Origin of the sequence: Neisseria sp. 23W00296 (assembly GCF_044772855.1) — a bacterium.
Classification (GTDB): domain Bacteria; phylum Pseudomonadota; class Gammaproteobacteria; order Burkholderiales; family Neisseriaceae; genus Neisseria.
On sequence record NZ_CP173024.1, the window covers coordinates 1,237,554 to 1,260,896 of the forward strand.

The window sequence follows — 23,343 nt, forward strand, 5'->3', positions numbered from 1 at the left end:
TGAACAGGTATGGCAAAAACCCATCTTTCAGACGGCCTGACTTTGCCAAAGCAATTGATTTTATGTAAGGGGCTGTACTAGATTAGCAGATATGTTACCCTCGAAATATGAAGATAACACACTGCAAATTAAAGAAAAAAGTACAGAAAGAACTGCTCCGCTTTTTTGTACTCGAAGTTACCGCCCGTTCCGCTGCCGATATTTTGGGCATTCAGCCCAACTCTGCTATTCTGTTCTACCGCAAAATTCGTATGGTTATCAGCCATTATCTGGCCTTGGTTGCCGATGAGGTTTTTGAGGGCTCTGTCGAGTTGGATGAAAGCTATTTCGGCGGACGGCGTAAAGGCAGACGCGGTCGCGGTGCGGCAGGAAAAGTGGTTGTCTTCGGCATTCTGAAACGCAACGGACGGGTCTATACCGTTGTTGTAGATAATGCCAAGTCTGAAACGTTACTCCCTGTCATCAAAAGGAAAATCATGCCGGACAGTATTGTTTATACCGATAGTCTGAGCAGCTACGACAAGTTGGACGTGAGTGGTTTTATCCATTACCGCATCAACCATTCCAAGAATTTGCCGACCGCCAGAACCACATTAACGGCATTGAGAATGGGGCTGTACTAGATAAGCAGTCATGTTAGACTGCAAAAATGAAGATAACCCGTTGTAAACTAAAAAAGAGTATTCAAAAGAAACTGCTTCAGTTTTTTGTACTCGAAGTTACTGCCCGTTCGGCTGCTGATTTATTGGGCATCCACCCCAATTTAGCAGTGCTGTTTTACCGTAAGATTCGCGAAGTCATCAGCCATCATCTTTCATTGGAAGCCGATACGGTTTTTGGCGGCTCAATTGAGTTGGACGAGAGTTATTTTGGCGGACACCGCAAAGGCAAACGCGGACGCGGTGCGGCAGGAAAGGTGGCAGTCTTTGGCATTCTCAAACGCGGCGGCAAGGTTTATACCGTGGTTGTTGAAAACGCTAAAAGAGAGACGTTATTTCCTGTTATAACAAAGAAAATTATGCCTGACAGTATTGTCTATACGGATTGTTTGAGCAGCTATGATGTGTTGGATGTAAGCGGATTTACCCACCACCGTATCAACTACAGCAAGCTGTTTGCCGACAGACAAAACCATATCAACGGCATTGAAAACTTTTGGAATCAGGCAAAACGCGTACTGCGCAAATACAATGGAATCGACCGTAAATCTTTCCCGCTTTTCTTGAAAGAATGCGAATTTCGGTTTAACTTCGGCACACCGTCCCCGACAGCTAAAAATCTTGCGGGAGTGGTGTGGAATTTAGGGCTAATCTACGTCAGCCCCTTCAAAAGCCCTTAAAGGCATTTAGTGCAAAAGGTATTTAGTGCAAAAGCTGTTAAAAAACTGTGCAAAAGCTTTTCGCGCGTTACACATTTGCGAAACAGACAGCCAGGCGGTTTCTTCTGAAAAATTCACTTCGATAGAAACATTCCCGTCGCGGCTGTTGAATATGACAAGATCGGCTTTTTTATCATCCATGGCATTTGCTCCTTTTGGCAAGTCGTCAAGCCTGTAAAAAATAGTTTCCAACCGTCAACTTTTAATCACCGGTTGAATTTTGCGCATTTATTCCGCCTGCCCGATCTCCGCCACTATCTTGTCAATCTCGGCGCGCAGTTTTGCTATCTTGGCTACGGTCGTCTGAATTTCGGCGTTCAGCTCGGCGATGTTGATTTTTTCGCGCGTGTCTTTGGCTTCGACGTATGAACTCACCGCCAAATTGTAATCGTTGGCTTTAATGATGTCGTAACCGGCCATTTTGACGACGTGCGGCACGTCGGTTTTGTCGGCGAAAAGCTGCATGATGCGGCTGATGTGTTCTTCGGTGAGGACGTTGTTGTTGGTTTCTTTTTTAAACAGCTCGGACGCGTCGATGAATTGGGTGCGGGTGTCGGTTTTGTGTTTGGACAAAACCAAGATATTCACGGCGATGGAGGTGCCGTAAAACAGGTTGGGCGCGAGGGCAATGACGGTTTCGATGTAGTTGCCGTCGACAAGGTATTGGCGGATTTTCTGCTCTGCGCCGCTGCGGTAGAAAATGCCGGGGAAGGTGACGATGGCGGCGCGGCCTTTGGCGGAAAGATAGGACAGCGCGTGCATGATAAAGGCGAAATCGGCTTTGGATTTGGGCGCGAGCACGCCGGCGGGGGCAAATCGTTCGTCGTTGATGAGTGTGGGGTCTTCGTCGCCTATCCATTTGACGGAATACGGCGGATTGGACACGACGGCATCAAAGGGGCGGTCGTCTGAAAGAAGTGGATTGAGCAGGGTGTCGCCCAGTTCGATGCTGAATTTGTCGTAGTTGATGTTGTGCAGAAACATATTCATGCGGGCGAGGTTGTAGGTGGTGTGGTTGATTTCCTGCCCGAAGAAGCCTTCTTCGATGATGTGTTCGTCAAACTGTTTTTTGGCTTGCAGCAGCAGCGAGCCGGAGCCGCAGGCGGGGTCGTAGATTTTGTTGACGGTTTTTTGCCCGTGCAGCGCAAGGCGGGCGATAAGCTTGGAGACGTTTTGCGGTGTGAAAAATTCGCCGCCGGATTTGCCTGCGTTGGCGGCGTAGTTGGAAATCAGAAATTCGTAAGCATCGCCGAACAGGTCGATGTGGTTGTCTTCAAAGCGGCCGAAATCCAGATCTGCCACGCCTTTGAGCACGGCGGCAAGGCGTTGGCTTTTTTCTTTCACGGTGCTGCCCAGCCGTGTGCTGGTGGTGTCGAAATCGGCAAACAGGCCTTTGAGGGCTCGTTCGGATTTGTGGCCGTTGGCGGAATTTTCGATTGAATCGAAAACGGCTTTGAGCTGGGTATTGAGGTTTTCGTTGCTGTTGGCGGTGTTGACGACGTTGGCAAAAAGCTGGCTGGGGGCGATAAAATAGCCTTTGGTTTTGACCGCATCTTCGCGGATTTCGGCGGGAATGTCGCTGTCGCTCATGGCGGCATAGTTCACGCTTTCGTCACCCGCTTCGATGTAGGCGGTGAAATTTTCGCTGATAAAGCGGTAAAACGTGCGCCGAGCACGTATTGTTTGAAGCCCCAGCCGTCCACCGAGCCGCGTACATCGTTGGCGATTTGCCAGATGCGGCGTTGGAGTTCGGCGCGTTGTCGGATGCCGTCAGTCATAAAAAAACCTTTCTGAAATCATGTTGGTATCGTATTCGGAGGCCGTCTGAAAGTTTCAGACGGCCTCTTTATCTATACAAAAGCGCGGCTATTTCTCGGCCACATGGCAGGGGATGCCTGCTTCTTCGAGCTGTTTGGCCACTGCGGCGGCGGGGGCTTCGTCGGTAAAGACGCCGTCGAACTCGGTAACCGAGGCCATGCGAACGAGGGCGGTGCGGCCGGAGTGGCTGCGGTCGACGGCCAGATAGCGCGTGCGGGCATTGGCCATCATCGCCTGCATCACGCTCACTTCTTTGTAGTCGAAATCGAGCAGCGAGCCGTCGTTTTCCATCGCCGCCGCGCCGAGCACGGCATAGTCGGCCTTGAACTGGTTGATGAAATCCACCGTTGCCACGCCGGTGACGCCGCCGTCGACGGGGCGCACTACGCCGGAGGTGATGATAACGGTGTAGTCGCTGCGGCCGGAAACGAGGGCGGCGACGTGGATGTTGTTGGTGATGATGCGCAGGCTGCTGCGGCTTTTGATCAGGGCGGCGGCCACGGCTTCGATGGTGGCGCCTATGCTCATAAACAGGCTGGCGCCGTCGGGGATGCGTTCGGCAATCAGGTCGGCGATATGGGCTTTTTCGTTTTGGCGGCGGTTTTTCTGCAAAAGGTAGGTGTCGTTTTCCGCCGCCTCGCCCAGCGTCGCGCCGCCGTGGTAGCGGCGCAGCAGGCCGCTTTGGCAGAGTTCGCCGATGTCGCGGCGCACGGTTTGCGGTGTGACGTCCAATTCGCGCGCCAGTCCTTCTATCGGCATAAAGCCGTGTTCGCGCACGAGGCGGACGATTTTTTCGTGCCGGTGGATTTTGTGTGCCATGGTGTTTTTCTTTTGGTGTTTAAGTGTTTGCTACGATTTCAGACGGCCTGTGTTTGTTTGAGGCCGTCTGAAAAGCTTTTCAGTCTTCGGGCTCGAACAAGGCGAAAAAGTCTTCGATATTGTCGGCCGGGGTGCGCAAAACCAATTCCGCATCGTCCCAGTAAAGCACGGACGGGCGGCTTTGCGGGCGGGAGAAATCCATGAAAAACGGGTTGCCCGCGCCGTCGGCGGCGAAACAAACCAGGGTTTTCAGACGGCCTTCTTTTTCTGCGGCACCCATGTCTTCTTCGTCGAAGCTGTCGAGAAAAAATGACAGCTCGCGCGCGCTGACGGCGGCGATTTTTTCCGCCGTCAGGATGCTGCCGATTTCGCTTTCCAAGGGTTTGCCGAAGGCATCGCAACCGGCTTTCAGACGGCCTCCGTATTTGAATGCTTCGGCAAAGGCGGCATAGCCTGCGGGAAGGGTGTGTTGTTGTGCGTCCATATCAGGGTTTCCTTACGGCGGCGTTTCTGAAAAAACGCGGATGATAGCAGCACGGCCGCGCCGCGTGTCGGCGGCGGGGCGATTTTTTCAGACGGCCTCAGCCGCCTTCCGCTATCATACGCCCTTTGCTTTTTTGCCCGACCGCCATGCTGCACACCGACAATCTCACCGCCGCCGCGCCCGAACGCATCATCACCGCGCAAACGCTCTCTTCGCAGGAAGAACAAATCGAACGCGCCCTGCGCCCCAAATTCCTTGCCGACTACATCGGCCAGCACAAGGCCAAAGAACAGCTCGAAATCTTCATCCAGGCGGCGAAAAAACGCGGCGAGGCGCTCGACCACACCCTGTTGTTCGGCCCGCCCGGGCTGGGCAAAACCACCCTCGCCCACATCATCGCCAAAGAACTGGGCGTCAACCTGCGCCAGACCAGCGGCCCCGTGCTCGAACGCGCAGGCGACTTGGCCGCGCTCTTAACCAACCTCGACCCGCACGACGTGCTGTTTATCGACGAAATCCACCGCCTCAGCCCCGTCGTCGAAGAAATCCTCTATCCCGCCCTCGAAGACTACCAACTGGACATCATGATAGGCGAAGGGCCGGCCGCACGTTCGGTGAAAATCGACCTGCCGCCCTTCACCCTCGTCGGCGCCACCACCCGCGCCGGTATGCTCACCAATCCGCTGCGCGACCGCTTCGGCATCGTCGCCCGCCTCGAGTTCTACAACCATGCCGACCTCTCCACCATCGTTTCCCGCTCCGCCCAGCTTTTGCAGCTCGATATGGACGAAGGCGGCGCACTGGAAATCGCCCGCCGCAGCCGCGGCACGCCGCGCATCGCCAACCGCCTGTTGCGCCGCGTGCGCGACTACGCCGAAGTGAAAGGCAGCGGCCGCATCGCCGCCGACACGGCCGACGCCGCCCTTTCGTTGCTCGACGTTGACGCCGTCGGGCTGGACGTGATGGATAGGAAATTCCTCGAAGCCGTGCTGCACAAATTCGGCGGCGGCCCCGTCGGCCTCGACAACATCGCCGCCGCCATCGGCGAATCGTCGGACACCATCGAAGACGTGATCGAACCCTACCTTATCCAGCAGGGCTTTCTGCAACGCACCCCGCGCGGCCGCGTCGCCACCGAAATCTGCCGCCTGCATTTCGGTTTGAAAGCGGAATAAGGCCGTCTGAAAACAAAAAACGGAGCAGCCGCCGTGAAACTGAAACTACCCTATCCGCCCGAAGCCGTTGCCTCGTTTTTCCTTTATGACTACGAATTTATCGACTATTAGGGCGTGTTGACATTCGACTTTTGAAGCGGATTTTTTGGCATAAAACGGCAGATGCAAGGCGAAAATGCGAGCCTATGCCGCTCATAGGCGAGTATTTTCAACGCGGCAGATGCCGTTTTAGGACGGAAAAGCCGCCAAAATGTTGATTGTCAACACGCCCTATAACTTTATGCGCGACCCGCGCGAATGCCTGGAAAACTACGCCGCCTACGAAGCAGCTGTACGCGCGCATTTTGCCGCCCGCGTCCCCGTCGACAAAATGCCAAGCATCCCGATAAACGCCCTGTGGCTGCCGCCTTTCGTCCTCGCCGCCGTCTTAAAAGACGGCATCGCCCAATACGAACGGCGGCAGGGCATCAGCTCTTCTTGGTATCCCGACGCGCCGCTCGACAAATGCTGGACGCTGGGCTGCGTGCTGTTCCACCTTAAAGACAGCGAATACACCGGCGGCTCGTCGCTGCTGCTGTCGCCCTTCGAGCTGGACATTCCCCTGTATGGCTTATAGGCCGTCTGAAAACCGTTCAGACGTCCTCAGCCGCCCGCCGCAAAGCTGCTATAATCCGCGCCGTTTCAGGCCGTCTGAAAAAGCGTTTTCAGACGGCCTCACTATTCAAAACCGGACACCCCATGAAACCCTCGATTTTAGACAAACTGCAAACCCTCGCCGACCGCCTCGAAGAAGTTACCGCGCTGTTGGGTTCGCCCGAAGCCACCGCCGACATGGACAACTACCGCAAGCTCACGCGCGAACACGCCGAGCTGACCCCCGTAGTCGAAACCTTCCAACGCTACACCCAAGCGCAAAACGACATCGCCGACGCGCAAGAAATGCTGTCTGACCCCGAAATGAAAGACTTTGCTGCCGAAGAAATCGAAGCGGCCAAAGCGCGCATGGAAGCCTTGGACACCGAGTTGCAAAAACTCCTGCTGCCCAAAGATGCCGACGACGACAAAAACATCTTCATCGAAATCCGCGCCGGTACCGGCGGCGACGAAGCCGCGCTGTTTGCCGGCGACCTCTTGCGTATGTACAGCCGCTACGCCGAACGTAACCGCTGGCAGGTGGAAATCGTTTCCGCCAACGAAAGCGAGCTGGGCGGCTATAAAGAAGTCATCGCCCGCATCATCGGGCTGGGCGTGTACAGCCGTCTGAAATTCGAGTCGGGCGGTCACCGCGTGCAGCGCGTACCCGCCACCGAAAGCCAGGGGCGCATCCACACATCCGCCTGCACCGTCGCCGTGATGCCCGAAGCGGACGAACTCGAAGAAATCCAACTCAACCCCGCCGACTTGCGTATCGACACCTTCCGCGCATCCGGCGCGGGCGGCCAACACATCAACAAAACCGATTCCGCCGTACGCATCACCCATCTTCCCACCGGCATGGTGGTCGAATGCCAAGACGGCCGCAGCCAGCACGCCAACAAAGCCCAAGCAATGAAAGTGCTCGCCGCGCGGCTGAATGACGCGCAAAAACGCGAAGCCCAAGCCAAAGAAGCCGCCGAACGCAAATCTCTTATCGGCAGCGGCGACCGCAGCGAGCGCATCCGCACCTACAACTACCCGCAAGGCCGCGTTACCGACCACCGCATCAATCTCACCCTGCATAAGCTCGATTTTGTGATGGACGGCGATATGGAAGAAATCACCGCCGCGCTGATTGCCGAGCATCAGGCCGAGCTTCTGGCCGCAATGGGCGATTAAACGCAAAGGCCGTCTGAAAATCTGTTTGCAATCTTTCAGACGGCCTGAATCCCAATAGGAAACCCACCCATGTCCTTCACCTTCCGCCGCCACAAAAAACTGCACAAACAAGCCTACGCCGCCTTCGACAGCGGCGAACTGGCGCAGGCCGCCGAACACTTCGCCAAGCTGGTCAAACGCTTTCCCGACGACAGCAGCTACCACTACATGCAGGGTTTGACCGCCAAAAACCGCATAGACTGGCTGACCGCCCTGCGTGCCAACCTGTGCGCCATCGAATGCGCCGATGGTTTTGCCGAAGGCGTGCACTGGAACGCCGCCTTCGTCCGCTGCTCCGCCGCCGCAGACGCACAGGCACTCACCGAACTGCTGGAACAACACGGCTGGACGGCTGAAGACTGGACGCAAAGCCTGCGCTATCTCTGCCTGCGTTGCAGCTACGGTATCCCGCACCAACACACAGCCGACGCCGAAAAAGCCGTTGACAACAGCTGGCAGACCGAGCGCAGCATCGGCATCGCCGCCCCTGTTACCCAATCCGCCGAACTGGCCCCCTACAAAGCTGGGCACCCGCCGCCGCAGGCCGCGCATTCTCCGAACTCTGCCGGCAAGACTTCGCCCCGCCCGCACGGCAGGACGGCAAGGTCTGGTGGGTTTGGCATGAAGATTGATTAAAGGCCGTCTGAAAAACCGCTGCCGTTTTCAGAAACATCATTCCCGCACAGGCCGCAACGGCCTCCGCCACCTGTTTTTCAAACCATCCGACACCGAAAGGACCATCCGTGAATCAAGCAGCCAAACTTCTCCTTGCCGCCCTGCTCTGCGCCGCCCCCGCCGCGCAGGCCGACACCCCCGTCGAAATCGACACCAGCCACGGCAAAATCAAACTCACCCTCGACGAAAAACGCGCGCCGAAAACCGTTGCCAACTTCGTGCGCTACGCCCGCAGCGGCTTCTACGACAACACCGTCTTCCACCGCGTAATCGACGGCTTTATGATCCAAGGCGGCGGCTTCACCGCCGACATGGCGCAGAAAGCCACGGAAAAAGCCGTGCCCAACGAAGCGGCCAACGGCCTGAAAAACAGCGCGGGCACCATCGCCATGGCGCGCACCGGCAACCCACATTCGGCCACCAGCCAGTTTTTCATCAACCTCGCCGACAACCCCAACCTCGACCACAAAAACACCACGCCCGAAGGCTACGGCTATGCCGTGTTCGGCAAAGTCACCTCGGGCATGGACGTTGTGCGTGCCATCGGCAAAGTGAAAACCGGCGACCACGGTTTCCACCAAAACGTTCCCGTCAAACCCGTCGTGATCCGCAAAGTCACCGTTTTGCAATAAAGCGTTGCCGCAAAGCAGAGGCCGTCTGAAAGCCCCGTTCCGTCTTTCAGACGGCCTGTTTTGTTTTTTCAGACGGCCTCAAATCCTTTTTTCCGCAGCAAAACATTGACCGCCTACGGCAAAACACGGATAATCCGCCGCTTTCGTCGGCACTGCCCGGCCAAACCGAATCCCGCCGCCGCGCACAAGGCGCGGCTTTGTTAGGAGGTGATGTGTCCCTCACGGCGCGTAACCCGCCCTGCCCCGCCGCAGAAAGCGTTACCGAACCCCATTTGACCCGCCGTCGCCCTTTTCAGACGGCCTCACAGAATTTAAAGGAAACAAAATGCCTACAATCAAAGTTAAAGAAAACGAACCCTTCGAAGTTGCCATGCGCCGTTTCAAACGCGCCATCGAAAAAACCGGTCTCTTGACCGAACTGCGCGCCCGTGAAGCCTACGAAAAACCGACAACCGAACGCAAACGCAAAAAAGCCGCCGCTGCCAAACGCCTGCAAAAACGCCTGCGCAGCCAGCAGCTGCCGCCGAAAATGTACTGATTCCGACGGGCTTTACCGTTCCGACACCGCGCCTTTCGTTTGGCGCGGTGTTTTTCTATAATGCGCCCTCCCCAACGAGACAAGGAAACCCGAAATGTCCCTGAAACAGCAAATCAACGAAGACATGAAAACCGCCATGCGCGCCAAAGACCAAACCGCGCTCGGCACCATCCGCCTCATCAACGCCGCCGTCAAACAGTTTGAAGTAGACGAACGCGCCGAAGCCGACGACGCGCGTATCACCGCCATCCTCGGCAAAATGATCAAACAGCGCAAAGACAGCGCGAAAATCTACGCCGAAGCCGGACGGCAGGATCTGGCCGACAAAGAAAATGCCGAAATCGCCGTGCTGAACCGCTACCTGCCCGAGATGCTTTCCGCCGAAGCAATAGCCGCCGAAGTGGCCGCCGCCGTTGCCGAAACCGGCGCATCCTCGCCCGCCGACATGGGCAAAGTGATGGGCGTACTCAAAGCCAAGCTCGCAGGCAAAGCCGATATGGGCGAAGTGAACAAAGCCGTCAAAGCCGCCCTGTCGCAATAAACCCCAAGGCCGTTCCCGCCTTCGCGGGAATGACGTTTCCGAAAGCAGCTTCAACGCGGTTGGATTCATTCCGCATCCGATCCGCACCGCTGCAATCGGACGTTCAGACGGTCTCCTGCCATATCGCACAAGGATCGCCCCATGCGCCAGTCCTCCCTCTTCTTCCCGCTGCTGCTGATTACCGTCGGCGCCGTTTGGTTTCTCAAAACCACCGACATCCTGCCAGCTACCTCCACCCTGATTGCCATCGGCCTGGCCGCTTTCGGCCTCCTCGTGCTGCTGGCCGACGGCATCAACAAACAGTCCGTCGTTGCCGGCCCCCTGCTGATGTACTGCGGCGCGGCACTCTACCTGCAAAGCGAATACCTGCTCGACACCTCGCCGCTTGCCGCCTTCGGCATGATCCTCCTCGGCTGCCTGCTCCTGCTCTCGCGCAGCAGCCTCATCCCTTACAAAAGCGCCCATAAGCCGCCCGTGCAGTAACTTTTGAGAGGGTACACAAAAGGCCGTCTGAAAACCCTGTTTCGGGCTTTCAGACGGCCTTTTCTCATAAGCTGTCGGGGCAAACTGTGTTTAACCCATAAGGCTTATTTTTTCTTTTTCTGCGGCGGCAAATCGGTGCACACACCCAGCGCCACTTCCGCGCTCATGCCGATGGATTCGCCAAGCGTCGGGTGTGGGTGGATGGTTTTGCCGATGTCGGCGGCATCGCAGCCCATTTCGATGGCCAGACAGATTTCGCCGATCATATCGCCGGCGTGTGTGCCGACGATGCCGCCGCCGATAATCAGGCCGGTTTCGGCGTCGAAAATCAGCTTGGTGAAGCCTTCGTCGCGGCCGTTGGCGATGGCGCGGCCGGAAGCTGCCCACGGGAACACGGATTTGGTGATTTTGATGCCGTCGCGTTTGGCGATTTCTTCGGTTACGCCCACCCAAGCCACTTCGGGGTCGGTGTAGGCGACGCCGGGAATCACGCGGGCATCGAAGTAGGCTTTGTGGCCGGCGCAGTTTTCGGCGGCAACGTGGCCTTCGTGTACGGCTTTGTGCGCCAGCATGGGCTGACCGACTACGTCGCCGATGGCGTAGATGTGCGGCACGTTGGTACGCATTTGTTTGTCGACTTCGATAAAGCCGCGTTCGGTAACGGCCACGCCGGCTTTTTCCGCGCCGCAGAGTTTGCCGTTGGGCGCGCGGCCTGCGGCCACCAGTACGAGGTCGTAGCGTTGCGGCTCTTTGGGCGCTTTTTCGCCTTCAAAGCTCACGTAGATGCCGTCTGCTTTGGCTTCCACGGCTACGGTTTTGGTGTTGGTCATGATGTTGTCGAAGCGGTGGGCGTTCATTTTTTCCCACACTTTAACCAAGTCGCGGTCTGCGCCCTGCATCAGGCCGTCCATCATTTCCACTACGTCTAATCGTGCGCCCAGCGTGCTGTAAACCGTGCCCATTTCCAAACCGATGATGCCGCCGCCGATAATCAGCATTTTTTGCGGCACTTGGCGCAGTTCGAGCGCGCCGGTGCTATCGACGATGCGCGGATCTTGCGGGATAAACGGCAGGTTCACCACGCGGCTGCCCACGGCAATGATGGCGTTTTTGAAAGCGATGGTTTTCTTGGCGCCGGTTTCGGTAAGCGCGCCGTCGTATTGGCTACCTTCGGTCAGGGAAACTTGCAGATGGTTGGCGCCGACAAATTCGCCTTTACCCTGAATCAGATCGACTTTGCGCGCTTTGGCCATGCCCGCCAGACCGCCGGTAAGTTTGCCGATCACTTTTTCTTTGTAGCCGCGCAGCATGTCGATGTCGATTTCCGGCGCGGGGTATTTGATGCCGTTGGCAGCCAGGTGTTTCACTTCGTCAATCACCGCCGCATTGTGCAGCAGGGCTTTAGACGGGATACAGCCCACATTCAGGCACACGCCGCCGAGCGTTTTGTACTGATCGACGATGGCGACTTTCAAGCCTTCGTCGGCTGCGGCGAAAGCGGCGGAATAGCCGCCCGGGCCGCCGCCCAGTACCACTACGTCGTATTCGGCATCGGCATTGCCGCTGAACGATGCGGCTTGCGGCGCAGGCGTTGCGGCTTTCGGGGCTTCAGGCTGCGCGGCAGGCGCAGGAGCGGCTGCGGCTTTGGGGGCTTCGGCGGCCGCACCTTCGGCTTCAATCACGGCAATCAGGCCGCCTTCGGAGATTTTGTCGCCCACTTTGACTTTCACTTCTTTCACCACGCCGGCGGCTTCGGCCGGTACGTCCATCGTGGCTTTGTCGGTTTCCAAAGTAATCAGGGTGTCGTCGATGGCAACCTTATCGCCGGCTTTGATTTCCACGGCGATGATGTCCACGTTTTCATGTCCGCCGATGTCGGGGACTTTTAATTCGATTAAGCTCATGTTTATTTAACCTTTCTGCTGGTGCAGGAGCAAGTTGCGTTCCGTCGGGATGCAGCATACGCGTTTCAGACGGCATCATGCTGCAAAGCCTTGTTTTCGGCTTTCAGACGGCCTTTCGTATTGGCAAGGCCGTCTGAAAACGCTTTACAGGGTAATGCGGCGGAAGTCTTTCAACAGGTTGGCCAGGAACACGGTGAAGCGCATGCCGGCCGCGCCGTCGATGACGCGGTGGTCGAACGACAGCGACAGCGGGCACATCAGGCGCGGCTCAAATGCGGAGCCGTTCCAAACCGGTTTCATCTGCGATTTGCACACGCCCAAGATGGCTACTTCTGGGGCGTTCACAATCGGGGTGAAGCCGGTGCCGCCGATGCCGCCGAGGCTGGAAATGGTGAAGCACGCGCCCTGCATTTCCTGCGGTTTGAGCTTGCCTTCGCGGGCTTTTTTGCTCAATTCGGTCAGCTCTTGGCTGATTTCTTTCAAGCCTTTTTTGTCCACGTCTTTGATTACGGGCACAACCAAACCGTTGGGCGTGTCGGCGGCAAAGCCGATGTGGAAGTATTTTTTCAACACCAGATTATCGCCGTCGAGCGAGGAATTGAACTCGGGGAAGGCTTTGAGCGCGGCCACGGAAGCCTTGATGATAAAGGCCAGCGGCGAGAGTTTCACGCCTTCGCGTTCCCACTCTTTGTTGAGCTGTTTGCGGAAGTTTTCCAGCTCGGTCATGTCAGCATCTTCGTGAACGGTAACGTGCGGAATCACTACCCAGTTGCGCGACAGGTTTTGACCGGAGATTTTTTTGATGCGGGAGAGTTCTTTGACTTCGATTTCGCCGAATTTGGCAAAATCCACTTTCGGCCACGGCAGCAGGTTAAGTCCGCCGCCCAAAGAGGCTGCGGCAGGCGCAGCGGCTGCACCGCCCTGCATCACGGATTTCACGAAAGCTTTGATGTCTTCGCCCATGATGCGGCCTTTCAGACCCGTACCTTTGACGCGACCCAAATCCACGCCCAATTCGCGCGCGAGTTTGCGGGCAGAGGGGCCTGCGTGGGCTTTGGCAAACGCAGCTTCGTCAACGGGCGTATTGCCAAAGGCGGCCACAGGCGCGGGCGCGGCGGCAGGTGCGGAAACAGGCGCAGGGGCTGCGGCCGGAGCCGGCGCGGCGGCTTTCGGTGCTTCGGAGGCCGTCTGAACGGCGGCGGCTGCGGCGGCAGAGCCTGCGGTTTCCACTTCGATGATGGCTGTGCCTTCGGAAACTTTGTCGCCCACTTTCAGGTAAACGGCTTTCACGACACCGGCGGCGGTGGAAGGTACGTCCATCGTTGCTTTGTCGGTTTCCAATGTAATCAGTGTGTCTTCTTCGGCCACGGTGTCGCCGACTTTGATTTCCACAGCAATCACGTCCACATCGCTGTGGCCGCCGATGTCGGGCACGTTGACTTTGACGGTTGCGCCGCCCGCAGCGGGTGCGGGAGCGGCAGCAGGTGCCTCTTGCGCCGCAGGAGCTTGGGCGGGCGCAGGGGCTGCGTCTGCGGCAGCCGCGCCAGTTTCGACGGTCAGAATCAGGCCGCCTTCGGAGATTTTGTCGCCCACTTTGACGCGCACTTCTTTCACCACGCCTGCGGCATCGGCAGGTACGTCCATGGTGGCTTTGTCGGTTTCGAGGGTAATCAGGGTGTCGTCCACGGCGATGGTGTCGCCTGCTTTGACTTCGACGGCGATGATGTCCACGTTTTCGTGGCCGCCGATATCGGGTACTTTGATTTCTACGATGCTCATCGAGCGTTCCTTTTTTCTTGGTGATGCCGTCTGAAAAGGCTTTCAGACGGCCTGTTGTTCTACGGGATGTTTCATCCCGAAACCGTGTTCCGCTGCGGTGTTTCAGACGGCCTCACTGTATGGAGGCCGTCTGAAAGCAGCCGTTTAGCGTTTCCAGCTGGGCGCTGTGTCGGTTTTGATGCCGTATTTCTCAATCGCCTGCTGTACGGTTTCTTTGCCGATTTTGCCTTGGTCGGCCAGTGCGCTGAGGGCGGTAACGGCTACGTTGTAGCGGTCTACCTCGAAGAAGGAGCGCAGGTTGGCGCGGCTGTCGGAGCGGCCGAAACCGTCGGTGCCCAGGACGTGGTAGTCGTTGGGGATGTAAGCGCGGATGCGGTCGGCGAAGCTGCGCACGTAGTCGGTGGCGGCGATAACCGGGCCGTCGTGTCCTTGCAGCTGGCTGGTGACAAACGGCAGTTTGTTTTCTTCCAGCGGGTGCAGGCGGTTGTAGCGTTCGACTTCGATGGCGTCGCGGTGCAGCAGGTTGAAGGACGGGCACGACCAGATGTCGGCATCGACGCCGAAGTCGTTTTTCAGCAGGTCGGCTGCGGCAATCACTTCCTGCAAAATGGTGCCCGAACCCATCAGCTGTACTTTTTTACCGCCGTTTTCGCCGGCTTTGAGCAGGTACATGCCTTTGAGGATTTCCTCTTCAATGCCTTCGCGCTGCGGTAGGGCGGGATGGGTGTAGTTTTCGTTCATCAGGGTGATGTAGAAGAAGACGTCTTCGTTGTCGACGTACATTCTCTGCAAACCGCTGTGGACGATAACGGCCACTTCGTAAGAGAAAGTGGGATCGTAGCTGACGCAGTTGGGAATCAGGTCGGCCTGAATCTGGCTGTGGCCGTCTTCGTGTTGCAGGCCTTCGCCGTTGAGCGTGGTACGGCCTGCGGTGCCGCCCAAGAGGAAGCCGCGCGCGTGCATGTCGCCCGCCGCCCAGGCCAGGTCGCCGACGCGCTGGAAGCCGAACATGGAATAGTAGATGTAGAACGGAATCATGGCGAAGCGGCTGTTGGCGTAGCTGGTGGATGCGGCAATCCAGTCGGCCATCGCGCCCGGTTCGTTGATGCCTTCCTGCAGGATTTGACCGTCTACGCTCTCTTTATAGAACATGAGCTGGTCTTTGTCCTGCGGGGTGTACTGCTGGCCTTTGGGGTTCCAGATGCCGTATTGGCGGAACATGCCTTCCATGCCGAAGGTGCGGCTTTCGTCGGGAACGATCGGGACGATGCGCCGGCCGATCTGTTTGTCTTTCAACAAGGTAGCCAGCACGCGCACGAAGGCCATGGTGGTGGAGAATTCGCGGTCGCCGCTCGATTGCAGCTGGGCGTCGAAATCGCTTAGTGCAGGAATCGGCAGGGCTTCGTTGTTGGGGTTGCGCTGGGGCAGGTAGCCGCCAAGGGCGTTGCGGCGCTCGCGCAGGTATTTCATTTCTTCGCTGTCTTCGGGGAAGCGGAAGTAGGGCAGATCGCCGCTGTCAATCTGCTCGTCGGTTACCGGAATGCCGAAGCGGTCGCGGAACTGTTTGAGCGATTTGACGTCCATTTTTTTGGCTTGGTGGGCGATGTTCTGGCCTTCGCCGGACTGTCCCATACCGTAGCCTTTGATGGTTTTGGCCAGAATGACGGTGGGGCGGCCGCCGGCGTTGTTCACCGCTTCGTAGTAGGCGGCATATACTTTGTGCGGGTCGTGGCCGCCGCGGTTCAGTGCCCATACTTCCTCGTCGGACATGTTGGCAACCATGGCTTTGAGTTCGGGCGTATTGAAGAAGTGCTCGCGGACGTAGGCGCCGTCTTTGGATTTATAGGTCTGATAGTCGCCATCGAGACATTCGTTCATGCGGTTTTTCAGAGCGTTGTTGGTATCGCGTGCCAAGAGGGCGTCCCAGCGGCTGCCCCAAATGACTTTCAGCACGTTCCAGCCGGCGCCGCGGAAGTTGCCTTCCAATTCCTGAATGATTTTGCCGTTGCCGCGTACCGGGCCGTCGAGGCGTTGCAGGTTGCAGTTAATGACGAAAATCAGGTTGTCCAAGCCTTCGCGGGCGGCCAATGCAATCGCACCCTGGCTTTCGGGTTCGTCCATTTCGCCGTCGCCGCAGAAACACCAAACTTTGCGACCTTTGGTTTTGGCCAAGCCGCGCGATTCGAGGTATTTCAGGAAACGCGCCTGATAAATCGCCATCAGAGGGCCAAGACCCATGGATACGGTGGGGAACTGCCAGAAGTCGGGCAGAAGATGCGGGTGCGGGTAGGAAGGCAGGCCGTTGCCGCCGACTTCCTGACGGAAATTGTCGAGCTGCTCGTCGGTCAGACGGCCTTCGACATAAGCGCGGGCATAAAGGCCGGGAGCGGAGTGGCCTTGGGCAAAAACCAAATCGCCTTCTTCGCCGTCTCCTTTGGCGCGCCAAAAGTGGTTGAAGCCGACGTCGTACAGCGTGGCGGCCGATTGGAAGGAAGCAATGTGGCCGCCCAGTTCCAAATCTTTTTTACCGGCACGCAGCACCATGGCGGCGGCGTTCCAGCGGATGATCGAACGGATGCGGTGTTCCAGCTCGTGGTTGCCGGGCGACTTCTGCTCTTTGCCCACCGGGATAGTGTTCAGATAGGCTGTGGTCGCGTCAAACGGCATATGGATGCCGCGGCGGCGGGTGTATTTCACCAGATTTTCCAGCAGGAAGTGGGCGCGGTCGGTACCTTCGTTTTCGAGCACGGAGCTGAGCGCATCCAGCCATTCCTGCGTTTCAATCGGATCGATGTCGTTGATTTGGTTGGACATAGATTATCCCTTCAGTTGAGAGTTATGGAACACGGCAAAAGCCGCACCGTTTGGTTCTGCCGGAAGGAGGCCGTCTGAAAAGGCGGCTGCCCTCCGCTGATAGACGCGCCCCGTCCGGATCCTGCTCCGAAGCGCTTTTTGCGGGCACATTTTAGCCGCGAAATGCTATCAGTTATCCCCCGTGCTTGCAAATCGCCGAACGGCTTTTTTGCGCGGAATCAAAAAACCGCCGGCCTTTCCGGCGGGCGATTTTTCGTTTGTGAAAAACAAAAGCGGCAATGCCGTCTGAAAAATGTTCGGATAAAATCAAAAACAACAGAAACGGAAAAATACCCGCAGCGGATAAGAACGGTTTTCAGACGGCCTCAAATAAGTTAAAAACGGTAAAGGCAGCACGGCGGTTTCGTGCCCGCAAGGGCAGGCACGGCTCAGAAGTTTTTTGCGTCCTCCCCTTCCCTGCGCTGCCGTTTGAGCAGAATCAGCACCGCGCCATCGTTGTTTTGGTGCGGTTCGGCGTAGGCCAGAACGTCGGGGTGCATCATCAGCCAGCGGCGCACGAGGTTTTTCAGTTTCGGCTGATAACCTACCGAACCTAACCCGCTGCCGTGGACGATTTCGCCGCACACGCCGCGCCGCTGCACGAAAACGATAAATTCGTTCAACACCTGCTGCGCTTCTTCCTGCGTGTAGCCGTGCAGATCGACATCGGCGACAATCGTGTAATAACCGCTCTGCAAACGCTTGATATCGGCTTGGCCGCGGCCGTTTTTGCTGAATTGTGCGGGTACGTCCAGCCATTGCCCGTCGCCGACGTAAAAATAGTTTTCCGCCTCCTCTTCCCGCACATCGCGGCTGCGCGGGCGGATGGGCGACAAATCGCGCGGCGGCTCGTAGCGCTGCGTGCTTTTCAGGGGCTTCACATCGCCCATCAGGGCGGCGAAATCGGGTTCTTTCCGCGCCTGCCGCGCCGTTTCGCGCTGCCGCTCCTGTGCGGCCTGCGCTTCTTCTTTCGCCTGTTTGCCGAGGTTTTTCATCAGCTCTTGGAAATCGGTTTTTCCGTTCATATTCTGTATGTGTCCTTACGTGATGCGGTTGCAGGCGCGGGAGCCTACCGCCGCGGCGCTGCGCCGTCAAATGCCGCGGCCGTTCGGTTTCTTCCCCACAGCGTGTAGAATGCGCGTTTTTCGTTTTCAGACGGCCTCAGAAGCAATTATGGATACAGTCAGACAGCGCCCCATCGGAGTGTTCGATTCGGGAGTGGGCGGCCTCACCAACGTGCGTGCCCTGATGGAGCGCCTGCCGATGGAAAACATCGTCTATTTCGGCGACACCGCCCGCGTACCCTACGGCGTCAAATCCCGCGCCACCATCGAAAACTTCACCGCGCAAATCGTCGGCTTCATGCTCGAACACGACGTCAAAGCCCTCGTTATCGCCTGCAACACCATCGCCGCTGTGGCCGGCCACAAAGTGCGGCAGATGGCGGGCAATATGCCCGTACTCGACGTGATTAGCGCCGGCGCACAGGCTGCCCTGCAGGTCACCCGCAACAACCACATCGGCGTACTGGCCACCAACACCACCGTCAACAGCAACGCCTACGCCCGCGAAATCCACCGCCACCGCCCCGAAGCACGCGTCCAGTCGCAGGCCTGCCCGCTGTTTGTGCCGCTGGTAGAAGAAGGCTGGCTCGACCACGAAGTCACCCGCCTCACCGCCCGCGAATACCTCAAACCGCTCCTAGCCGAAGACGCGGACACGCTGGTGCTCGGCTGCACGCACTACCCGCTGCTCAAACCCCTGCTGCACCGCGAAGCGCCGCACCTGCAACTGGTCGACTCCGCCGTCACCACCGCCGAAGCCGTTGCCCGCGCCCTGCAGGAAAAAGACCTGCTTAACGACGGCAGCGGCGGCGCGGCTGACTACCGTTTCTACGTCAGCGACATCCCGCTGCGCTTCCAAACCATAGGCGAACGTTTTTTGGGACGCAGCCTGCAGCAGATAGAAATGGTGACGCTGGGCTGACGCGGTGCATCGCGGGCAGCATCAGGCCGTCTGAAAACGGAGCTTCAACGAAGTTAAAGCATCCGGATACATAAAACTTTCAGACGGCCTTTCTCTTGACCGCCGCGGCCTTGTTCCGTATAGTGCGCGCCTTCCCGCAACGCGCCCATCGTCTAGAGGCCTAGGACACTGCCCTTTCACGGCGGCAACCGGGGTTCGAATCCCCGTGGGCGTGCCAGCATTTGCAAAAAGGACTTTCGGATTTGCTCTGAAAGTCCTTTTTTCTTAGTCAAACCTTCAATCCGGTTATACCAAGGCCGTCTGAAACATGATTCAGACGGTCTCTTCGTGTCACATATTCTTTGTGGCTGTACTAGATAAGCAGTCATGTTAGACTACAAAAATGAAGATAACCCGTTGTAAACTAAAAAAGAGTATTCAAAAGAAACTGCTTCAGTTTTTTGTACTCGAAGTTACTGCCCGTTCGGCTGCTGATTTATTGGGCATCCACCCCAATTCGGCAGTGCTGTTTTACCGCAAGATTCGCGAAGTCATCAGCCATCATCTTTCATTGGAAGCCGATACGGTTTTTGGCGGCTCAATTGAGTTGGACGAGAGTTATTTTGGCGGACACCGCAAAGGCAAACGCGGACGCGGTGCGGCAGGAAAGGTGGCAGTCTTTGGCATTCTCAAACGCGGCGGCAAGGTTTATACCGTGGTTGTTGAAAACGCTAAAAGAGAGACGTTATTTCCTGTTATAACAAAGAAAATTATGCCTGACAGTATTGTCTATACGGATTGTTTGAGCAGCTATGATGTGTTGGATGTAAGCGGATTTACCCACCACCGCATTAATCACAGCAAGCTGTTTGCCGACAGACAAAACCACATCAACGGCATTGAAAACTTTTGGAATCAGGCAAAACGCGTACTGCGCAAATACAATGGAATCGACCGCAAATCTTTCCCGTTGTTCTTGAAAGAATGCGAGTTCCGCTTTAACTTTGGCACACCTTCCGAGCAGCTTAAAGTGCTGCGTCGGTGGTGTGAAATTTAGGGCTTATCTAGTACAGCCCCTATTCTTTTCTTTAAGCCCAACACCCGATGTAATCCCACTCAAAACAACAATCACGCAGCCCATTTCAGCCCGTCTGAATCTGTCGCCCGAGGCGTTTATGGAACGGTACGGCCGTCTGAACGTGGTCGGGGAGAGCCTGACGCAGGACGGGGTGTTTTCGCAGGCGTTGGCTTCCGCGCCGCCTAAAGGCTGGGTGCATGTTGCGGACGGAGCGGAAGCGGCTGCGTTATGGAACGGCACAAGCGACGCGCAGGCGGTGTTTTGGGATATGCCGCAGGGGAAACTGGCGCAAGATGTACCGTCGTTGGCGGGATATTCGTCGGTATCGGCGGACAAAAATGCCATCAACCATATCCGCAACCATCACGGCAATGCGGATACGGAAGCGGTACGCGGGCAGCTTGCAGTTACAGACGGCGATATTGCGCGTATTCCCGAGATTGTCGGCGGGTATGACGGCATCCGTTCGGTTGATATTGCGGGAACGCACAATAAGCGCGTGGTGTTCGCCAAGCGTTTTGATGATGGTTTGGTGGTGTATGTCGCCGAAAGCAGCGTGAGAAAGAAAGATTTGAAAGCTGTGAGTATGTGGAAGTATCCCCAATCGGCCAATGCCCAAGACGCTTTGAATCACGCCATGTCCCTGTACCCAACGCCCGAAACGGAAGGGGGCGTATCCCACATACAGGCTGATGATAGCGCAGCCGCCCCCCTCTTTCAAGACATGACCGCCGAACAGGCGCAGTTTGCCGAAACGGAAGCGGCATACGGCGGGCGCGAAGCCTATGAAGCGGCCAAGGCCGAAGGCAGAACCGAACTGGACTACCGCCAGTGGGTACAGGTGCGCACGCCTGCATTTAAGGAATGGTTCGGCGATTGGGAAAACAGCCCCGAAGAAGCGTCCAAAGTCGTGAATCCGAGAACGGGCGAGCCGTTGGTGGTGTATCACTATACAGAGGAACAATTTGACCAATTTGAACTCGCTAAGGCGCGGCAATACAGTGATATTCCTGCATTCTTCTTTACTACCGACCCCGAAATGGGTATGGAATACGGCAGCAATGAAATGCAGGTTTTCCTGAATATTCGGAATCTGACGAAAAAACCGAATATCTCTTCCGGCAAAGACGGCAAAGCATTGCGTGAAGAGTTGGTAGAACAGGGTTATGACGGCACGATTGTTGATGATTCATACGATGATGTATTGAGTATCGAATATGCCGCTTTCAACCCCAACCAAATCAAATCCGCCACGGCCAACAGCGGCGCATTCTCGGCAGATAACGACAGCATTCTGTATCAGAGCATCTATGAAGACGCTTTGGACAAGATGGAACGGGCGTTTGGCAAAATGGGCGTGCCGGTTCGCCGCGACACTTCGCGCGTATCGGCTTCGGAATACCTGTATGCCTATCTCGACGACCCCGACGGCGAAAATCCGCGCTATGTGAAGTTCCGCGCTTCCAATCACGATCTGCCCGCGCACTATGCCGACAACTTCGCAGAGCGTACCTATGATGTGAAGTCGGGCAAAAACGCAACACACGTCACAGACGGCGATTGGGCAGACGCAGTCAAATGGTTTGCGAACGAATACGGCCTGAAAATACCGGCATCGGTCAAGGCTTCGTTAACGAAACGGGCGCAAGGCTATTCAGACAGCAAGCTGATCCGCAACACCATCGCGCATTTGGAGAACCAGCTTGCCGCCGTTGAAGCGGCAGCGCAAGACGACAGCATTACCTATACGCGCTCGGGCAGCAAAAAAAGCGGCTACTTCCGTGATGCGGTCGGCAAAACCGTTTCAACCATCCCCCAGTTGTCCGGGCAAAACCAGATGGCGACGAAACAGGAGCAGATTGACGCGCTGCGCGAAATGCTTTCGGCACGCCTGGCCGAAGTGAAAGACCAACTGCTCCGCCAAGACGCACGCGGCATGTTCGACCGCATGGGCAACACCATCGCCCTCTTGAAAAACGCCGACGCTTCGACCTTTATCCATGAGTTCGGCCATTTCGAGTTGGAAGTGATGAGCCGCATCGAGCGGGATTTGCGCGCCGTTCCGGTTTCGGAAATGACGGAGGGCGAGCGGCAGGTGCTGGCGGACTTTCAGACGGCCTTGGACTGGTTCGGCGTGAAGGACGCGGATACTTGGGCGGCGATGAGCCTTGAAGAGCAGCGCGAGCATCACGAGAAATTCGCGCGTGGTATGGAAGCCTATCTGTTTGAGGGCAAAGCGCCGAACGAAGCCCTGCGCGGCGTATTCAGCCGCATGGCGCGACTGCTGAAACGCATCTACCGCTCCCTGCTGAATCTGAATGTGGAACTGTCGGACGACATACGCGGCGTATTCGACCGCCTGCTGGCAAGTGACGGGCAGATTGCGGAAACCTCGTATATCAACGGCGCGACGCTGCTGTTTGCCGAAGACGCACAATTTCAGGCGATGGATGAAGCGGCGCGGCGCGAAGCGGAGGACGAACTGGGCAGACGCGCCCTGCGCGATATGGCCTTTGCCCGCAACGCCCGCAGCCGCGAGATACGCCGCCTGAAAAAGGAATACAAGGCCGACTTTGCGCGGGCGGAGATGGCGGCACGCGGCAGCATCATGAAGCAGCCCGTCTACCGCGCATGGCAGCTTTTGACGGCGAAGATGACCGACGAGGACAGAATCGACGGCAACAGCAAGGAAGAGCGCGAGTTCAGGCGCAAGGCCAAAGTGTTGCAGGGCAAGCCCGTGTACACCATCGCGACGCGTACCGCGCCACAGGGTTTTAAAGCATTGCGGGAATGGGCGCAGGATATTTTCGACAAGGTAGGCAATCAGGCCGCAAACCCTGAAATCGGCACTGTTTTACTGAACGAACGTTCGGTGCGCGACTCCATTGCCCACGGCATGAATCCGTTTAAGGCGGAGGCTTTTCAGGCTGTGCCCGATGTGATCGCAAAAGGCGCGGTAGTGCATCGGGGAGAGAATCCTGAAAACGGCGTGAAGTATGCCTATATCAGTGCGCCTGTAGTAATTGAAGGCAAAGAAGATATTGTTACGGTATTGGTGCGTGATTCGGGAGACGGCGGACGCATGTATCTGCACAGCGTCGCCACAAAAGAAAGTATCCTGAATGCCAGTGATACCGAGACGACTGAAATCAGCCGCGAAACGGGGAAGGTCAATTCAGGATACATAGCCAATATACTCCGCTCCTATCTCAAATACAAGCCCAAAACCGACCGCACCGCGCTTGATCCGTCGTCCGACACCCTTATGGCCGCCATCGCCAAACTGGGCGGCCTGAACAAAGACGAGCTGGTGCGCGAGTGGGGCTTGGATGCGAAAGACAAAATCCCCGCGCCGGTATTCGGTATG

General features: G+C 56.9%; 17 protein-coding genes, 1 tRNA gene and 4 pseudogenes. 14 read left to right on the plus strand and 8 right to left on the minus strand.

The genetic code is table 11. The features are described from left to right. Positions 1-107: 107 nt before the first annotated feature. Positions 108-610: pseudogene (locus tag ACG2K1_RS06155) on the plus strand (IS1595 family transposase); the annotation flags it as partial. A gap of 39 nt (positions 611-649) precedes the next feature. After that, positions 650-1,304: pseudogene (locus tag ACG2K1_RS06160) on the plus strand (IS1595 family transposase). A 41-nt stretch (positions 1,305-1,345) separates the two neighbouring features. On the opposite strand, the gene ACG2K1_RS06165 reads toward ACG2K1_RS06160, so the two are convergent. From ACG2K1_RS06165 to ACG2K1_RS06180, 4 genes and pseudogenes are all read right to left on the minus strand, one after another. Next, the gene (locus ACG2K1_RS06165) at positions 1,346-1,519 is read right to left on the minus strand and encodes a hypothetical protein (protein WP_395429567.1); all 174 of its coding nucleotides are present in this window, start codon (positions 1,517-1,519) and stop codon (positions 1,346-1,348) included. An 87-nt stretch (positions 1,520-1,606) separates the two neighbouring features. Continuing rightward, positions 1,607-3,156 (minus strand): annotated as a pseudogene (locus ACG2K1_RS06170) (type I restriction-modification system subunit M). A gap of 88 nt (positions 3,157-3,244) precedes the next feature. Beyond that, the gene (locus ACG2K1_RS06175; RefSeq protein ID WP_395429568.1) at positions 3,245-4,015 is read right to left on the minus strand and encodes a DeoR/GlpR family DNA-binding transcription regulator; all 771 of its coding nucleotides are present in this window, start codon (positions 4,013-4,015) and stop codon (positions 3,245-3,247) included. Positions 4,016-4,094: 79 nt separating this feature from the next. Continuing rightward, a complete protein-coding gene (locus ACG2K1_RS06180; RefSeq protein ID WP_395429569.1) occupies positions 4,095-4,499 on the minus strand; it encodes an SMI1/KNR4 family protein in 405 nt (134 codons plus the stop codon). A 146-nt stretch (positions 4,500-4,645) separates the two neighbouring features. Here ACG2K1_RS06180 and ruvB point away from each other — a divergent pair, with 146 nt between their 5' ends. The 8 genes from ruvB (at position 4,646) to ACG2K1_RS06220 (ending at position 10,397) form a co-directional block, all read left to right on the plus strand. Further along, on the plus strand, positions 4,646-5,674 hold the full coding sequence (gene ruvB, locus ACG2K1_RS06185; RefSeq protein WP_009425164.1) for a Holliday junction branch migration DNA helicase RuvB: 1,029 nt from the start codon (positions 4,646-4,648) through the stop codon (positions 5,672-5,674). 250 nt (positions 5,675-5,924) lie between these two features. Next, positions 5,925-6,290 carry a hypothetical protein gene (locus ACG2K1_RS06190; protein WP_395429570.1) on the plus strand — a complete coding sequence of 122 codons (366 nt, stop codon included), beginning with the start codon at positions 5,925-5,927 and terminating at the stop codon, positions 6,288-6,290. A gap of 122 nt (positions 6,291-6,412) precedes the next feature. After that, positions 6,413-7,489 carry a peptide chain release factor 1 gene (gene prfA / locus ACG2K1_RS06195; RefSeq protein WP_395429571.1) on the plus strand — a complete coding sequence of 359 codons (1,077 nt, stop codon included), beginning with the start codon at positions 6,413-6,415 and terminating at the stop codon, positions 7,487-7,489. A gap of 69 nt (positions 7,490-7,558) precedes the next feature. Further along, positions 7,559-8,164 (plus strand): hypothetical protein, encoded by a 606-nt coding sequence (locus ACG2K1_RS06200; protein ID WP_395429572.1) that lies wholly within the window; start codon positions 7,559-7,561, stop codon positions 8,162-8,164. A 107-nt stretch (positions 8,165-8,271) separates the two neighbouring features. Next, positions 8,272-8,835: a peptidylprolyl isomerase gene (locus tag ACG2K1_RS06205; RefSeq protein ID WP_009425160.1), complete on the plus strand. Its 564-nt coding sequence runs from the start codon at positions 8,272-8,274 to the stop codon at positions 8,833-8,835. A 325-nt stretch (positions 8,836-9,160) separates the two neighbouring features. Then, the gene (rpsU, locus tag ACG2K1_RS06210) at positions 9,161-9,373 is read left to right on the plus strand and encodes a 30S ribosomal protein S21 (RefSeq protein WP_009425158.1); all 213 of its coding nucleotides are present in this window, start codon (positions 9,161-9,163) and stop codon (positions 9,371-9,373) included. Between the two features lie 94 nt (positions 9,374-9,467). After that, positions 9,468-9,914, plus strand: a complete 447-nt coding sequence (locus ACG2K1_RS06215; RefSeq protein WP_009425157.1) for a GatB/YqeY domain-containing protein — start codon at positions 9,468-9,470, stop codon at positions 9,912-9,914. A gap of 141 nt (positions 9,915-10,055) precedes the next feature. Next, the gene (locus tag ACG2K1_RS06220) at positions 10,056-10,397 is read left to right on the plus strand and encodes a hypothetical protein (RefSeq protein ID WP_009425156.1); all 342 of its coding nucleotides are present in this window, start codon (positions 10,056-10,058) and stop codon (positions 10,395-10,397) included. 104 nt (positions 10,398-10,501) lie between these two features. On the opposite strand, the gene lpdA is transcribed toward ACG2K1_RS06220, so the two are convergent. The 4 genes from lpdA to ACG2K1_RS06240 form a co-directional block, all read right to left on the minus strand. After that, positions 10,502-12,301, minus strand: coding sequence for a dihydrolipoyl dehydrogenase (lpdA, locus tag ACG2K1_RS06225; protein WP_395429574.1), 1,800 nt, complete (start codon positions 12,299-12,301; stop codon positions 10,502-10,504). Positions 12,302-12,445: 144 nt separating this feature from the next. After that, complete coding sequence (gene aceF / locus ACG2K1_RS06230) at positions 12,446-14,080, minus strand: dihydrolipoyllysine-residue acetyltransferase (protein ID WP_395429575.1); 1,635 nt, start codon at positions 14,078-14,080, stop codon at positions 12,446-12,448. Between the two features lie 144 nt (positions 14,081-14,224). Then, complete coding sequence (aceE, locus tag ACG2K1_RS06235) at positions 14,225-16,894, minus strand: pyruvate dehydrogenase (acetyl-transferring), homodimeric type (RefSeq protein ID WP_395429576.1); 2,670 nt, start codon at positions 16,892-16,894, stop codon at positions 14,225-14,227. 428 nt (positions 16,895-17,322) lie between these two features. Next, entirely contained in the window at positions 17,323-17,958 is a 636-nt protein-coding gene (locus ACG2K1_RS06240; RefSeq protein ID WP_395429577.1) for a Smr/MutS family protein, read from the minus strand. A 148-nt stretch (positions 17,959-18,106) separates the two neighbouring features. Between ACG2K1_RS06240 and murI the strand changes: the two genes are divergently transcribed. The 4 genes and pseudogenes from murI to ACG2K1_RS06260 form a co-directional block, all read left to right on the plus strand. Beyond that, positions 18,107-18,919 (plus strand): glutamate racemase, encoded by an 813-nt coding sequence (gene murI / locus ACG2K1_RS06245; protein WP_036495486.1) that lies wholly within the window; start codon positions 18,107-18,109, stop codon positions 18,917-18,919. A 141-nt stretch (positions 18,920-19,060) separates the two neighbouring features. Continuing rightward, positions 19,061-19,136, plus strand: a tRNA-Glu gene (locus tag ACG2K1_RS06250). 165 nt (positions 19,137-19,301) lie between these two features. Next, positions 19,302-19,955, plus strand: coding sequence for an IS1595 family transposase (locus tag ACG2K1_RS06255; protein WP_402835549.1), 654 nt, complete (start codon positions 19,302-19,304; stop codon positions 19,953-19,955). A 289-nt stretch (positions 19,956-20,244) separates the two neighbouring features. After that, a pseudogene (locus ACG2K1_RS06260) lies at positions 20,245-23,052 on the plus strand (hypothetical protein); the annotation flags it as partial. Between the last annotated feature and the right edge of the window lie 291 nt (positions 23,053-23,343).